The organism is Spirochaetales bacterium (assembly GCA_016930085.1).
GTDB lineage: Bacteria > Spirochaetota > Spirochaetia > SZUA-6 > JAFGRV01 > JAFGHO01.
On record JAFGHO010000073.1, the window covers coordinates 18,141 to 33,961 of the forward strand.

12 protein-coding genes are annotated in these 15,821 nt (G+C 49.4%); 7 read left to right on the forward strand and 5 right to left on the reverse strand.

The features are described from left to right. Positions 1–76 precede the first annotated feature (76 nt). Complete coding sequence (locus JW881_13255; protein MBN1698476.1) at positions 77–1,816, reverse strand: threonine--tRNA ligase; 1,740 nt, start codon at positions 1,814–1,816, stop codon at positions 77–79. A gap of 511 nt (positions 1,817–2,327) precedes the next feature. Here JW881_13255 and JW881_13260 point away from each other — a divergent pair. From JW881_13260 to JW881_13270, 3 genes are all read left to right on the forward strand, one after another. Further along, positions 2,328–4,055, forward strand: a complete 1,728-nt coding sequence (locus JW881_13260; GenBank protein MBN1698477.1) for a histone-lysine N-methyltransferase — start codon at positions 2,328–2,330, stop codon at positions 4,053–4,055. 55 nt (positions 4,056–4,110) lie between these two features. Then, positions 4,111–5,682: a sialate O-acetylesterase gene (locus JW881_13265; GenBank protein MBN1698478.1), complete on the forward strand. Its 1,572-nt coding sequence runs from the start codon at positions 4,111–4,113 to the stop codon at positions 5,680–5,682. A gap of 62 nt (positions 5,683–5,744) precedes the next feature. Beyond that, positions 5,745–7,334, forward strand: a complete 1,590-nt coding sequence (locus tag JW881_13270) for an FAD-binding oxidoreductase (protein MBN1698479.1) — start codon at positions 5,745–5,747, stop codon at positions 7,332–7,334. Between the two features lie 10 nt (positions 7,335–7,344). Here JW881_13270 and JW881_13275 read toward each other — a convergent pair whose 3' ends face one another. Beyond that, the gene (locus tag JW881_13275; protein MBN1698480.1) at positions 7,345–7,785 is read right to left on the reverse strand and encodes a hypothetical protein; all 441 of its coding nucleotides are present in this window, start codon (positions 7,783–7,785) and stop codon (positions 7,345–7,347) included. Between the two features lie 8 nt (positions 7,786–7,793). Beyond that, entirely contained in the window at positions 7,794–8,972 is a 1,179-nt protein-coding gene (locus JW881_13280) for a SpoIIE family protein phosphatase (GenBank protein MBN1698481.1), read from the reverse strand. Between the two features lie 200 nt (positions 8,973–9,172). On the opposite strand from JW881_13280, the gene JW881_13285 reads away from it, so the two are divergent. From JW881_13285 to ppk1, 4 genes are all read left to right on the forward strand, one after another. Then, entirely contained in the window at positions 9,173–10,615 is a 1,443-nt protein-coding gene (locus JW881_13285; GenBank protein ID MBN1698482.1) for a tetratricopeptide repeat protein, read from the forward strand. Positions 10,616–10,692: 77 nt separating this feature from the next. Continuing rightward, on the forward strand, positions 10,693–11,151 hold the full coding sequence (locus JW881_13290) for a hypothetical protein (GenBank protein MBN1698483.1): 459 nt from the start codon (positions 10,693–10,695) through the stop codon (positions 11,149–11,151). 205 nt (positions 11,152–11,356) lie between these two features. Further along, positions 11,357–12,124: a histidine phosphatase family protein gene (locus JW881_13295; GenBank protein ID MBN1698484.1), complete on the forward strand. Its 768-nt coding sequence runs from the start codon at positions 11,357–11,359 to the stop codon at positions 12,122–12,124. Between the two features lie 97 nt (positions 12,125–12,221). After that, the gene (gene ppk1, locus JW881_13300) at positions 12,222–14,282 is read left to right on the forward strand and encodes a polyphosphate kinase 1 (protein ID MBN1698485.1); all 2,061 of its coding nucleotides are present in this window, start codon (positions 12,222–12,224) and stop codon (positions 14,280–14,282) included. Positions 14,283–14,341: 59 nt separating this feature from the next. On the opposite strand, the gene JW881_13305 is transcribed toward ppk1, so the two are convergent. Both JW881_13305 and JW881_13310 read right to left on the reverse strand, forming a co-directional pair. After that, entirely contained in the window at positions 14,342–14,809 is a 468-nt protein-coding gene (locus tag JW881_13305; GenBank protein MBN1698486.1) for a hypothetical protein, read from the reverse strand. A 342-nt stretch (positions 14,810–15,151) separates the two neighbouring features. Beyond that, entirely contained in the window at positions 15,152–15,595 is a 444-nt protein-coding gene (locus JW881_13310; protein ID MBN1698487.1) for a hypothetical protein, read from the reverse strand. Between the last annotated feature and the right edge of the window lie 226 nt (positions 15,596–15,821).

Consider the following 15,821-nt stretch of genomic DNA (forward strand, 5'->3'; position numbering starts at 1 on the left):
TTTGGTTTTTTATCATCGAGTTTTATCTTTAAATATATCACTTGATTGTTGTCATTGTAAAGCCGGGTTTCAGCGTTTATATGAGTTCTTTTCCTGCGATCTTTTCTTTTATAAATGACAGGAAGTCATCCACCGGCATAAGATTTTTTTGTTCGCCGGTCCTCAGCCTGACCGATACCGCCTCCGCGGATGCTTCCTTATCACCCAGAATGAGCATATAGGGAATTTTCTGCGTCTGGGCGTTTCTGATTTTCGCATTCATTCTGTCGTCACCGAGATCCGTTATCACCCGAATATGTTCGGCGCCGAGTATTTTCTCGAGTTTTTCCGCGTATCCGTTGAAAGTAGCGGCAACGGGAATAAGCGCCACCTGTACCGGCGACAGCCAGACCGGAAACGCCCCGCCGTAATGTTCGACAAGGACGCCGAAGAATCGTTCGAGCGATCCCAATAACGCGCGGTGAACCATGTACGGGCGTTTTTCTTTGCCGTCCGCGTCGACAAAGGTCATGTCGAAGCGTTCGGGTTCGTTGAAATCGAACTGGATCGTGGTCATCTGCCATTCCCTGCCGAGGGCGTCATTCACCTTGAGGTCTATCTTTGGTCCGTAGAAAGCACCGCCCCCTTCGTCGAATGAATAGGGCAGCTTTTCCTTTTCGATCGCCTTTTTCAGGGATTCGATCGCCTTGTCCCATCGTTCTTCTTCGCCCACGGATTTTTCGGGTTTGGTCGCGAGGTAGGCGTTTATGTCCTTGAAACCGAATGCTTTCCATATCCGGAGTGAAAAGCGGAGCACCTCGAGGATCTCGTTTTCGATCTGATCCGGCGTGCAGAAGATATGGGCGTCATCCTGGGTAAATCCCCGGACTCGAAGCAGGCCGTGAAGTACCCCGGAGCGTTCGAAGCGGTAAACGGTTCCGAGTTCCGCCCACCGCATGGGCAGGTCCCGGTAGGACCGCGTTTGCGTTTTATAGACGAGAATATGAAACGGACAGTTCATTGGTTTTATATAGTAGTCCTGCTCGTCGATACTCATCGGCGCATACATGTTTTCCGAATAGAAGCCGAGGTGGCCGGATGTCTCCCAAAGCCAGGATTTTCCGATATGCGGGGTATAGAGAATTTCATAGCCGTTTTCAAAATGTTCCTGCCGCCAGAACTCCTCGATCGTCGCCCTTATTCTCCCCCCTTTGGGGTGCCAGTAGATGAGTCCGGCTCCCGCCGATTCATGGGTGGAAAAAAGATCGAGTTCCTTTCCCAGTTTTCTGTGATCGCGTTTTTCGACCTCGGCCAGCCAGTTCAGATGGCCGCGGAGGTCCTTCGGGGTTTCCCATGCCGTACCGTATATACGCTGAAGCATGGAATTTTTTTCATCCCCCCTCCAGTAAGCACCGGCCGTTGAAAGGAGTTTGAATGCGCCGGGATGAAGCTGCGAGGTGTTCTCGACATGCGGCCCGCGGCATAGATCGGTGAAGGAGTTCTGGGTGTATATCGAAATGTCCTCGTTATCGGGAAGAGCTTCGATCAATTCGATCTTATATGGCTGCCGGCTGAAAAACTCAAGCGCTTCTTTCTTGGAGATGACCTTTTTTTCAAACGTATGGTTTCCGGCGATGATCTTTTTCATCCTTTCTTCGATCACCGTGAGGTCCTCCGGCGTGAGCGGGCGGGGGAGGTCGAAGTCATAGTAAAATCCATGTTCGATTGCCGGGCCTATCGCGAACTTTGCGTCGGGAAAGATTTCGAGGACCGCTTCCGCCATGACATGGGAGAAGGAATGCCGTAATGCGAGCAATTTATCGTTTTTTTCTTTCATAGTAACCTCTTTCGCAAAAAAATGACATTTGGGGTTGCCGGAAACATTGATCGGATAAAAAACAACCTGATGTTACGAAAACACTTTATGTATAAAGCTCTTTAAAAAAATATACCAGATACCGACCGGGTGGTCAAGTCAGGGGTTTTTTCATGTAAGGCTCCTTGCGTTATTATTATCATACATTGTATAACGTCCGGAAAATGTGTGATGCCTTTATTTTTTCGTAGAAGGATGTAAAAATGTTCGACAAACTCTTAACTTTTTTCGAACAACGACATTCTGATAATCACTGATTGTGAAAAAACCGCATGGGCCCGGCGCGGTCCGGTGAAGCTTGACTAAACAGGCATGATAAGGTATATTGATTGACATTACCTGTCGAACATGTGACGAATCGGTCACATGAAGGTACCGCAGAAAAAAGGGGAGGCTTACATAGAAAGGGAATCTTATGTTACATGAAGGTAGCGTCAAAAAATACAGAAAGCGTCTGCTGAATATAGCACTCATGCCGAATCTCTACAGGGACATTTTCCCTTATGACGAGCCGCCCCGGCTTGAATACGATAATGTTATCGTTCCACTCCGCATCCCCGACTCCATCTGGATTACGGACACGACATTCCGTGACGGTCAGCAGTCCCAGCCTCCTTTTTCCGTCAATGAAATCGCCACAATTTACGATTATTTTCATAAATTGGGGGGAAAGGCGGGGATCATCCGCCAGTGCGAATTCTTTCTCTACAGCGACAAGGACAGAAAAGCGGTCGAGGAATGCCTCGAGCTGGGATACATGTACCCGGAAATTACCGGCTGGATAAGGGCGGTGAAGGCGGATTTCCAGCTTGTGAAACAGATGGGTCTCAAGGAAACAGGAATCCTCACCTCCGCATCGGATTACCATATCTACCTGAAATTGAAAAGCAGCCGCGGTGAAATAATGGAACAGTACCTCGATGTCGTCAGGGAAGCCCTGAACGAAGGGATTGTTCCGCGCTGTCATTTCGAAGATATTACGAGGGCGGATATCTACGGCTTTGTCATCCCGTTCGCCCAGGAACTCATGAAGTTACGCGAGGAAAGCGGGATCAATATAAAGATACGGCTTTGCGATACCCTCGGGTTCGCCGATCCGAATCCCGCCTGCGTTTTACCCCGGTCCGTTCCGAAACTCGTCCATGCGATGATCTCGGAGGCGGGTGTGCCCTCCGAATGCCTCGAATGGCACGGCCACAACGATTTTCACAAGGTTCACGCGAACTCCACGGCCGCGTGGCTTTACGGGTGTTCGGCGGTCAATTCGGCGATATTCGGTATCGGCGAGCGGACGGGTAACTCCCCCCTCGAAGCCCTCATTATCGAATATATTTCCATCAAGGGGCCCGATCCCCGCATCGACGTTTCCATGATTACCGAGCTTGCCCGTTATTTTGAAAAGCACCTGCACAAGGATATTCCGGATAATTACCCCTTTGTGGGAAAGGATTTCAATGTCACGCGGGCGGGGATTCACGCAGACGGTATGATAAAGAACGAGGAGATATACAATATATTCGACACGGAAAAGCTTCTGAACCGGCCGATCGGTGTGCTTATCACTGACAAATCCGGAATAGCGGGTATTGCCTGGTGGCTCAACGCCCAGCTTCAGCTTCCGCCCGAAGGGCGTATCGACAAACATCATCCCGGTGTCAAGAAAATCTACGACTGGGTCGTCGGACAGTATAACGACGGGAGGTCGGTCGGTATATCCGACGAGGAGATGATGTGGCTTGCCAGAAAATTCCTCCCCGACTACTTTGAAAGCGATTTCGACCGCCTCAAGGAAAAGGTGAGAAGCGTCGCGGCCGATGTCATTCAGCCGCTCAGAAAACATCCGGATCTGATTGCGCGTGATGAAACACGGATCGAACTGCTTCTCCAGAAAATCATCGAGGAAAATCCCTTTATCCAGCTCATTCTTTTCACAGACCCCAAAGGCCACCGGATGATCCATAATATCACCCAGGTAACGGACAAGGACAAATATCTCAATTTTACCAATGACGATTTTGCCGCCAGCGACTGGTTTATCAAGCCCAATGAAGACGGGAAGATCCATGTCACGGACCTCTATGTATCACGATTCACGGGAAGACTCTGCATTACCGTTTCAACACCGGTATTCGATGAAGAGGAAAACATGATCGGTATTATCGCCTTCGATATCAAGTTTGAAGAAGCGGTGAAGCTGTAGCCGGCCGGCGGTACGCGATCCATTCTTCCAATCAAACGCGGCAAGGAGAAAACACATGCGTTTTTTATACGGTGATAAACCGTTTATTCATTATCCATTGACGTTATTCGCAATAACGGCCGCCGCCGTCCTTGTCGGTCTCACCGGCTGCCTTTCTGTAAAAAGCGGAAACATCATCACGCAGAATATCTCGCCCGCCTCCCTGTTCAGCAACAATATGGTCGTGCAGGCGGGGAAACCGGTTCCTGTCTGGGGTACCGCTCAGGCGGGAAAGACCGTTCTCGTCACGTTCGCGGGGCAGGAAAAAAAAGCGCTAGCGGATGAGAACGGGAAGTGGCGTGTGACCCTCGATCCCATCGACGTTTCTTTTGATCCGGGGGAAATGACCGTCGACTATCTTCCTGCGGAAGGAGACTCCATCGAAGGAAACGGGGAGCTGGGCAGAAGGTTCGGGAATGTCCTCGTGGGAGAGATCTGGTTTTGTTCCGGGCAGTCCAATATGGCCATGGGAATGTCCGGTATCGCGGACCGGAGAAACGAACTCAGGGATACCGACTACCCGGCGGTCAGACTTTTCCTGATTCCGGAGAACGCAAGTCCATTTCCCCGGGAAACTGTTTCCTCCATCTGGGTGGAAAGCAATCGTGACAATGTCGTTTCCCTGGGCTGGAAGGGGTTTTCCGCAGTGGCATATACCTTCGGGAGGAAACTGTATAACGAGCTTCGGATCCCCGTCGGGCTTATCGTTTCGGCGTATTCGGGAAGCGCCATTGAACCATGGATTCCCGAAGAAGCGTTGAAGTCAACACCCGCGCTTTCCCGTTATTTCGACGAGCTTGTCGCGGCTGACAAAGCGTACGACGAAGAAAAGAAAAAAAACGGCGATGCAAAGCATCCTTTTGAAGGTATTTATGAATATGCCCGCCTCAAACCGGAAACACTCTACAATGCCATGATCGCGCCCGTCGTTCCGCTCGCCCTGAGGGGGTTTCTCTGGTACCAGGGTGAATCGAATGTCGGTGACGGGATGATCTATTCGGACAAGCTGAAAGCACTCATTGCCGGCTGGCGAAGCGTCTTCGGCCAGGGAAACGTTCCGTTCTACTATGTCCAGCTTCCTCCCTATGATTACGGGAATGAGGGAATCCTCCCCCGGATGTGGGAGGCACAGGAAGCGTGTCTTGCGGTCGAGAATACGGCAATGGCGGTAACGGTCGATGTGGGGGAACTGAAAGACATTCACCCCTCGAGAAAGCGGGAAGTGGGAGAACGCCTTGCCCTTCTTGCGATGAAGCATCTCTACGGGAAAACCGGATTGGTGAGTTCCGGACCGGTCTTCAGGGAAATGACGATATCGGGCGGTACCGCGGTGATTCATTTCGATCATACGGGGAGCGGCCTCGTTTCCGTGGACGGGAAGCCCCTTTCGGCGTTTACCATCGCGGGACCGGACATGTCGTTCGTGCCCGCGGAAGCGGTCATCGAGGGGGATACGGTCATCGTGAGAGGCGTCGGGGTTGAACATCCGGCAGCGGTCCGTTATGCGTGGAGCGGTACGGCGTCCCCCGGCCTTTTCAACAGGGAAGGGCTTCCCGCAAGACCCTTTCGAACGGATAAAGGGGAATGAGCCGGCCTCGATGCTTGTCGGGGCGGTATCGAATGCACTTCGAAGAGTAACGGGAGAAAAAAATGTCTCTTATCGACCATCGACGGGAACACATAGCGGAATATCTGCGAGATGAATCGAGGCTGCACGGAGAGGCGTCCTCCATTTCCTTTCCCGAGACCGGAGAAGAGATCGCCGCTGTACTCGAGACGATGAAAAAAGAGGGGACGCCCGTCACGGTCCAGGGGGCGCGTACCGGCATTGCGGGGGGAGCGGTTCCGCAAGGCGGCCATATCATGAACCTTTCCGGAATGAAAAGGATATACTCGCTTCGATTCGATGAAAACAACCGGAATTACCTCCTCGGTGTCGAACCGGGCCTCACCCTTGCCGAACTCAGGGAAACGATACTCACCAAAAGCTTTTCAACAGCGTCATGGGACAAAGAATCGCACGAAGCGCTCGAACGTCTGAAAAATGATGTCCCTTACTTTTTCCCGCCCGACCCGACGGAACCCTCGGCCTCACTCGGCGGGATGGTCGCCTGCGATGCGAAAGGCGCCTGTTCGTTTTTCTACGGGGGAACGAGGCGGTATGTCGAAGGATTGACGGTGGTCCTCCCGGACGGTTCGACCGCGAGTCTCCGGCGCGGTGACGGCCTGGTGCTGGGGCGCCGGTTTTCCTTTTCATGCGACAACGGCCTGGTGGTATCGGGGGAACTCCCTTCTTATACCATGCCCGCAATAAAAAACGCGGCCGGTTATTACACCGGCCGTGACATGGATCTCATCGATCTCATTATCGGTTCCGAAGGAACCCTCTGCGTTGTCGCTGGGATGTTCATCCGGCTCGTGCCCAGACCGCCCCATGTGTGGGGGCTTACCGTTTTTCTTCCGGATGAAGCCGCCGCACTCGATGTCGTGCGGTCGGTCAGGGGCGACACACACCGGGAAGGGGAGGGCCGGATGCAAGGGATGAAACCTCAGGCGATAGAGTTTTTCGACGGCAACGCCCTGCGTCTTCTTATGGAACAGAAATCATGCAATCCCGCTTTTTCATCCATCCGGACGGTTCCGGAAGGGTCGGGAAGCGCGGTGTATATCGAATACCAAGGCCGGACGGAAGACGAGGTCGGCGAGGCGGTCATGGCATTGTCGGAAACCATCACCGCGCACGGCGGAAGCGAAGACGAGACGTGGATCGCGACAAACGCCCGTGAGATGGAACCCCTCGTTGCTTTCAGGCATGCGGTGCCTGAAGCGGTCAACCTCCATATCGACGGCCTGAGAAAAGCGGATCCTTCCATAACGAAACTCGGTACCGATATGGCGGTTCCGGACGAACGGCTTGACGAAGTATACTCCCTCTATCGAACCGATCTCCTGAGAGAATCCCTCGATTACGTCATATTCGGGCATATCGGCAACAACCATTTTCACGTCAATATCCTTCCCCGCGGCAAAGCGGAATACGATAAAGGCAGGATGCTTTACAGAACATGGGCGGAACGCGTATGCCGTATGGGCGGGACGATCGCCGCCGAACACGGAACCGGAAAGTTGAAACGGGACCTTCTGCTTCTGATGTACGGAGTGAAGGGAATCGATGAAATGAAGGAAGTAAAACGCGCCTTCGACCCCGGATTCATGCTCAACCGGGGGAATCTCTTTTAGAAGAAACGGGCTAAATCGTGACGATCTTGTCGTCGGATAATTCCTTGATGAAAATCTGTTCGTACCTTCCCGAATCTTCGGCCTTCATTTTGTGTGGAAAATACGTTTGTGCGAAAAAGAAGAGGATATCCGCCATATCGGATGAGGATTCGAGCATGGTGTAACGATAGTAACAGGGATAGGTGTTGAGAATGTTCTTTCTGTAAGGGTCGTCTTCGAGTTCGGGATCGGTCTGTTTCCTGATCTGGTTTCTGAGCCCACCGAACCATGCCTTTGAAACGAAAAAGAGGTTGAGTTTCTTTTTTACATCCTCATAGTAGAGTTCGAAAATGCCGCCGACCGCGGGCACGGCGGAGGCGATCGTGTATTTGTCGACTTTCGTCAACCTGGACCACCGGATTGTGTAATAGACCGATTCGTCCCGCTCCCTTTTTTCGACGACAGGTTGCATGGCGGATCCTATAATTCCGCAACGATGAGGATGGCATCGTCGATGCAATCCGAATAATCGCCGATTATCTCTCCTTCGACGGATTCCTTGTTTTTAATTATTTTTTGTTTCAATGCTTCGGGTTTCAATGCCATATGTTCCCTCAATATCCCGACAAGACTCTGTTCGCAAAAACGTTCGCCGCAGTCATCCAGCCATGCATAGATGCCGTCGGTAAAGAGGACGAGTTTGTCCCCCTTTTCAATGGAAACTGACGAAACTTCATATTCGGTATTGAGGTTGATGCAGAGGGGAATACCGTCGTTCTTGAGTCTGAAGATTTTATCCCGTTTGGGTGAAAGGAGGTACTGCGCGGGATGTCCCGCCGTCGAGTAGACGAGTCTGTTCGATTGTTCGTCGACCCAGGCGGCAAAGGAGGTAAAGAACATATTCTCGAGAAAATAGGGCTGCAGTTCTGTGTTGATGCCTTCGATGAGTTCCGCCGGCCCCTTCGATGAAAACACCTGGTGGCGCAACGACAGCTTGAACATAATGGAGAGAAAAGCCGCGTGCACGTTGTGCCCGCTGCCGTCCGCGATAACAAAGGCGGTTGTCAGGTCATTGATCGGAATTATATCGAAGAGGTCTCCGCCGATCTTTTTGGCAAAGGCATAATACACGCTCGTTCTCTTCGCCCATTTATCCGGTATATTCTGCTGAATGATCCGCCGCTGAATGTTCGCCGAAATTTCAAGCTCTTCATCGATTTCAAGCAGGGCCCGCTGGAGTTCGTCCCTCAAAGCGCCGATCCTGATGCGCGCCTGGTTTCTTTCGAGTGCGTAGAGAATGACCCTCTCCAGTACACGGCTGTCCGCCTGGCCTTTGACGAGGTAATCCTGCGCGCCTTCCTGGACGGCCTTTATCGCCAGTTCTTCGTCGGTGAGTCCGGAGAGGACAACGATCGGTGTTTCAGGGGCGAGCGAATTCGTCCGGCGGACCGTTTCGAGCCCCGTTGCATCCGGAAGCGTCAGATCGAGGATAATAAGATCGAAGGTACGCTCTTTGAACCGGTCGATCAGTTCGCTCATGCGGACGACGTGTTCGATGGTGGCGCCGATTTTTTCGCTTTCGGAAAGAGCTTCCTTGATTAGGCGCGCATCGCCCGGATTGTCTTCAACCAAAATGATATTGATGTCGTGAGTTTTCACAATATCTTCTTCCTGTTACCTGCGACTAAGCCACATATCCCGGTAACACATCATTTGGGGGGAATTTTCACGCAGAAAAAATCCCCTCCTGCCCGGATGCTTTACCGATACGGCTCTTTTTCCGAAATCGGTGAACCGGTTTTTTGTTTTTCGGCACGGTCATGTAAAGCAACGCGTAAATATGTAAAAAGGATATAGAATTGCACAAACTGAGTCAATATGTTATGGGACACCTTTATTCCGTTTTTATCGAGATTCCGGTTTTTTATTTCCCACTGTCGCAGCGGTATTTCCCCGGCCGTACCGGAAACCGTTCAAGGAAGGATCCCGGTTTGCCGTTGCTTGCATTCTTGAGTATTTTTCTGTACCATGTGTATTGCATACGGGAGGTCGATGTGATAAAGACAAACGCCGGGACGATCCTTCGGATACTCATACCGTCATTCATCCTTGTATTCACGATTACCTCATGCCTTTCGGTCGGGAAAGGGGGATCGAACGAAACAATCGAGGACGTACTCGGGGAAACGGGTATCACGGTTCCCCGCGGTTTTTCCGATATGGCCGTATCGGCCTCGGACAGCGGACTTTCGGCCGGAAACGATATCATCCCCCTTCTCTACCTCGAATCGACGTTCGTGGAAGCATCGGATATAAAGGAAACCTGTTCGATTTTAGGCGGACTCGTCAAGGCCGCCCGAACGTTGTCCGGGACCGCGGACGACCCCCGGGCGGCCCTTGCGCAGACGCTTCGAATGCTCGATGACGACTTCGGGCTGCGATACAGGGAGGAGAAATCGATAAACCTCGTCTCGCTTTCGCTTCCCGGCCACCGGTACGACCACGATACGGGAATGTTTGTTTTTCTCGCCGTCGCCGAAGAACTCTCGTGGCCCCTTTATCCGGTGCGGATACCCAACCGCTTTATTCTCCGCTGGAAGGACGGGCGGAATGCATTCGACTTCGATATTACCACCGGGGAAGTGCTTTCGGATGACGATATCAGAAAGCGCTACAGCGGGGGCGGGAAGAAGTTTCCGGGCGGGATGTATTTTAAAGCGATGGGGGCACGGGAGATTGCCGGTGTGTATTATAATGCGCTCGGGCTTTTTGCCTTCCACACATTCGATTATCAGGCCGCGTTGGGCTATTTCGACAGGGCCGCATCGTATGCGCCGGGGCTGGCCGTCATCTATAACAACAGGGGAAATACCTTTGCCTCGCTGCACCGCTATGAAGATGCTTTCAGCGATCACGCCGAGGCGATTTCCCTGAATCCCTTTTGCGCGACATGTTATAAAAACAGGGGCGAGTTGAACCTCCTGCTCGAACGATATGATAAAGCGGTTCGGGATTTTACGGCCGCAATCGGTCTCGAACCGGATAATGCGGAGTTCCCGTATCTTCGCGGCGCGGTTTTTTTTGCGATGAATGAATACGAAAGGGCCGAAGAGGATTTTACCGGAGTGCTTCTGCTCGACGGGAATCACGTGATGGCGCTCATCTATCGGGGGATGACCTTTTTCCAGCGGAATCAGACGGGGAAGGCGGTCGATGATTTCAGGCGGGCGTATGCGATCGAACCGAAAAGCATCATGTACGTGCCCGATACCCTGAAAGGAAGCGTAAGGAAGGGAAAGTAATCTGACGACGCTGTACAGGCGGCCGGGTAAATATAATTTACGACATATGTCGTACGACATATGTCGGGGGAGGTTTCATGAAAGGAAGAACGATGTTCATCTCAACCGGGGTTTTTGTCGTTCTCGTTCTGGCGGGCGGATGCAGTACGGCCATCGGGGCGATCAGAGATAATCCGGAAGATTTCGCGGGCAGGGAGGTGACCGTTGCGGGAAATGTCGTGAACGTGATCACTGTCCCGTTTGCCGGACTCTCGATAATCAGTCTTGAAGACCGGACGGGAAATGCCGTCGTCTTTTCGGACAAGCAATACGGGACGGGACAGGCGGTTGTCGTCACGGGCACTGTCGTGGCATTGCCTTCCACGGACGAAGCCGAAGACGCCTCTGAAAAGGCGGTAAACTGGCTGCGTGATTACCTCATCGAAAACGATATCGTCGATAAAGCCTTTGCCGGAGGACTCGCCGGGGGGATCGTCAAGGCGATAGAGGGAATAGCAGGCGGACTTCACACGATATTTTTCATTGTCGAATCCTGATGTTTTTTCTCCGCTGAAATTATCGGTTTTCACCGGATGAATTCCGGATAATCTATTGATTCAGGGAGAAAAACCAATTACATTATTTTCATAACAAGAGTGAACGTGTCCGTTTATTCCGGCGGCAGGTTTCTTTTTTACGGAAATTATCGTCCGGCAATTATCCCGGTTTGATGATATAGTTAAAAAAAGGGGGAACAGGTTAATGAAACAGGTAATCCTTGTGCGGCACGCCCTGGCGGTGGAAAGGGAAGAAGGGCTTCCGGATTTCGTCCGGTCGCTTCAAAAAAAGGGGAGGCGGCAGGCGGAAAAAATGAGTAAAAAACTGAGAAAGCGGGAAATTCCGGTGCCCGATCTCTTTATATCGAGTCCCGCGAACCGGGCCCTGGAGACCGCGCAGGTGTACGCGAAGGAATTCGGGTATCCGGTCAAAAAGATCATGCTCAAAGATGAACTTTACAACGACATTTCCTCACAGTCGTTTCTCGATATGATCAAAAGCCTCGATAACAAGACCGGTTCGGTGATCGTCTTTGGTCACGATCCTTCCATTACCGGGTTCGCGCACGTTCTCGCAAAGGGCTTCACGGAAAAACTGCCCAAATGCGCCACGCTGGTCGTCACGTTCAATATAAATGAGTGGAAAAAATGTGCGAACGGAACCGGTAAGGTGTCGTTTTTCGAATATCCGAAACGTCTCGCGAGATATTACCGCGCCCGGACAAAGGAAGTCGCGGAAAAACTCGAGGAACGGATCGCGGACCTGCTGAAATCCTATGACACGGATGTTGCAATAAAGAAAACGCCCTCTATCAGGATGTGGGCCTACGAGATCGCCCGCGGCTTTATCAAATCCGTAAGAAAAGCCGGGGCTAAGAAAAACAAATCCGCGCAGCATGAGAAGCCCGGACCAAAAGAAGAGACGAGAATCGATATCGCCGCATCGGAAAACCCGGTTCAGAGAAAGGATTAGACGCCCGCAGGACTTTTCTTTTTACATACCGCATAGTATAATCGGGACGTACCGGATATGCACGAAGGAGGAAAGTCCGGCCGGCGGGACAATGAATATGGAAAACGAACGTTTCGTACCCAAAGAAATAAGCTGGCTGTCGTTCAATGAACGGGTGTTGCAGGAAGCGGCAAATCCGGAGGTTCCCCTCATCGAACGGATCAAATTTCTGGGCATTTTTTCGTCCAATCTCGACGAGTTTTTCAGGATACGGGTGGCCACCCTCAAACGTCTTTCCAATCTGGGGAAAAAGGCAAAAAAAATTTTCGGCCGTAATCCCAGGGCCATTCTCGAGAAGATAGAGCGTATCGTCCTGAACCAGCAGGAGGCATTCAACCGTACCTATAACCTGATTCTCGATGAACTCGCGGAAGAAAAAATATATATCATCAACGAAGGGGAACTCACCCGCGAACAGGGAACGTATGTGCGGGATTATTTCCGGAAAATCGTCCGGCCGAAACTGATCCCGATCATGATCGACCAGGTCGAACGCTTTCCCGATTTGAAAGACAAATCCATCTACCTGGCCGTCCGTCTTTCCCGGAAAGACGGCTTGAAAAAACCCAAATACGCCCTCATCGAAGTTCCCTCGGACAATATTTCCCGTTTTCTTCTCCTTCCCCAGAAAAATGGCAACCGGTACATTATCCTCCTCGACGATGTCATACGGTTCGGGCTGGAAGAGATTTTTTCCATATTCAGGTTCGACACGATCGAGGCCTACACGATAAAACTCACCCGCGACGCCGAACTCGACATCGAGGACGATCTGTCCCAGAGTATCATCAAGAAAGTCGTCAAAAGCCTCAAACAGCGGCGCGAGGGAAATCCGGTCCGGTTTATCTACGACGCGTCCATTTCCGAAGATCTCCTTCAGTTTTTGATGAAGAAACTTCATCTGACGAAAAACGACACCCTCATCGCGGGCGCCCGGTATCATAATTTCAAGGATTTTATCGAGTTTCCCGATTTCAATGAGGAACGGTTCAAATACGCCTCGTTTCCCGTCCTCATGCAAAAGGACGTAGTGCAGAATAAAATACTCCTCGATACGATTCACCAGCGGGATATCCTCCTTCACTTTCCCTATCACTCGTTTCACTACATCATCGATCTGCTCAGGGAGGCGTCGATCGACCCGGGCGTCCGCTCGATCAAGATCACGCTGTACCGGGTCGCGCGGAACTCGAGCGTGATCAACGCACTCATCAACGCGGTGAAAAACGGGAAATCCGTCATGGTCGTTCTGGAGCTTCAGGCGCGGTTCGACGAGGAAGCGAACGTCAACTGGGCGAACAAACTCCAGAGTGAGGGGGCGAAGGTGCTGTACGGCATCCCCGGCCTCAAGGTGCATTCGAAAATATGCCTCATCACGCGGGCCGTCAGGCAGCGGCTGACGCGGTACGCAATCATCGGGACGGGCAATTTCAATGAGGACACGGCCCGCATCTATTCCGATCATTGCCTCTTTACCGTGGACAAGCGGCTTACCGGTGAAGTCGACAGCATATTCGAGTTTTTCGAACACACCTACAAGGTCACCGAATACAGCCACCTCATCGTCTCGCCTTTTTCAACGAGAAAGAAGATCCTCAAACTCATCGCGAAGGAGACGAAAAACGCGCAAAAGGGCGAGGAGGCATCGATCTTTTTCAAGCTGAACAACCTGGTGGACACGGAAATTATCCGGGCGCTCTATGACGCCTCCGGGGCGGGGGTGAAGATAAAGATCATCGTCCGGAGCATGGTTTCACTCGTTCCCGGCGTTCCGGGGGTGAGCGACAACATCGAGGCGATCAGCATCGTCGACAAGTTTCTCGAACATTCCCGGATATTCATTTTCCACAACGGCGGGGACGAGAAATATTTCATCTCCTCCGCGGACCTCATGGCGCGGAACCTCGACGGACGGGTCGAGGTGACCTGCCCTATCTACGACAAATCGATCCAGTACGAATTGAGGAAATATCTCGACATCCAGTGGTCGGACAACACAAAGGCGAGGATACTGAACAGCCATTTCGAAAACAGGATACGGGAAAACACGGCGGGACGAAAGATCCGCGCGCAGGAAGTCATCTTCACCATGCTTAAGGACATGGGGCCGGCCGGGTAGAGGGAGTGAGAGGGGGGGGTGGTAACTAATTTAAGTTTTTTATTTGAGTTAACCCAAAATCAAGGATACAATTTAGTTTTTTTAAAATATCCAACAATTGATGTAAATATTGAATGATAATATAGACCAATCATCATTTCGACTTTTAGATCATTCATTCCACAATATTCAGAGAAAGCTCGTCCAAGATGTATATAAATTTCAGTGGGCCTTTCTAAATATTTTTTTATCACCTTAGTATATTTATTTATTCTATTCTCGAGGAATTTAGAGCTAAAATTAGGATATAATTTTTCTATATTATCAAAAAAGCATTCACTAAAGCCATCACGTAATAATGATATAACTTTTTGTTCTAAATTAAGCCTAAAAATGCTAATATCAATACAAAAATATCTGAAACAAATTAATTCAAGTGCGATGGTAGTAATATCTAATTTAGATGCATTAGAGATACCATCAATTAAAGTCTTTGGTGTTTCACATAATCCTAATAAATCTTTTCCGATATTATAATATTTATTCATATCAACATCATCTTTCCATGAATTAAGATTTTGTTCATAACCCCGCGAATATAAAAGCCGGCTGAAGGCTACTATTAGCTAAAAAAAGCGAAGAGACATATTACTCGTTATAGGCAGAAAATTTTCTATTATCTTTCAATTCCGTTAATGGAAGGTAATTAATGGAATTAATGAAAAATCTCCTCATCAATACCTGAAATAGGTTTATCACATATCAATTTAATTTAATCGGTACCATATTTTTCCTGCCTGGTTTCATATTTTACTTCTTTGCTTCCTTTCATACAACATCCAAATATTCTATTACAAAACTCTAGTGAAAGCATAAGGTTATGCAACATTTTAATTTTCATATAAAACAAAAAGATCATGATATTTCTGCAATTTTGAATAATCTATCTTTGTTAAATATTTTAAATATGCAAGTCGTTTGTGACCTTCAAAAATAGAATATGAATTATCATCTATTTTCTTTACAATTATTTCCGTTGGCCATGTTCCATTATCTAACATATATTTCATCAACCCTGTTTTGAGATTATCGTGTGTTTTTATAATTTTAGAACCAATTGAATCAATCCATTCTCCATTATTGAAAGATATTGTTTTATATATTCTTTCTGATGATAATTGAATTTCAGTGAAATGAAAATCATTTGGGTTTTTGCCTTTTAAAATTTCAGGTGCTTGTCTAAAATGCCTATAAATTAATTGTTCAATCGCTGATTCTGGCCAATTGTGTAAAAAATTTCTTTTTTTAGCTATATAAGAGTCAAATGTCTCCATATTAATAGTTTCATTATTTCTTGGTTTTAACTTTTTCCATATACTATGATATTTCATATTTTTTATTTCGATAAACATATGATTATTATTATCTGTTTTCTTATTTATTTAAAAATTATTTCATTAAATACATATAATATTAATAACTCAACTTTCGCACCAATAAATGCTTATAATATAGAAAAATAAAAGACAAGAATACTCACAAATGATAAAATATGAGTGA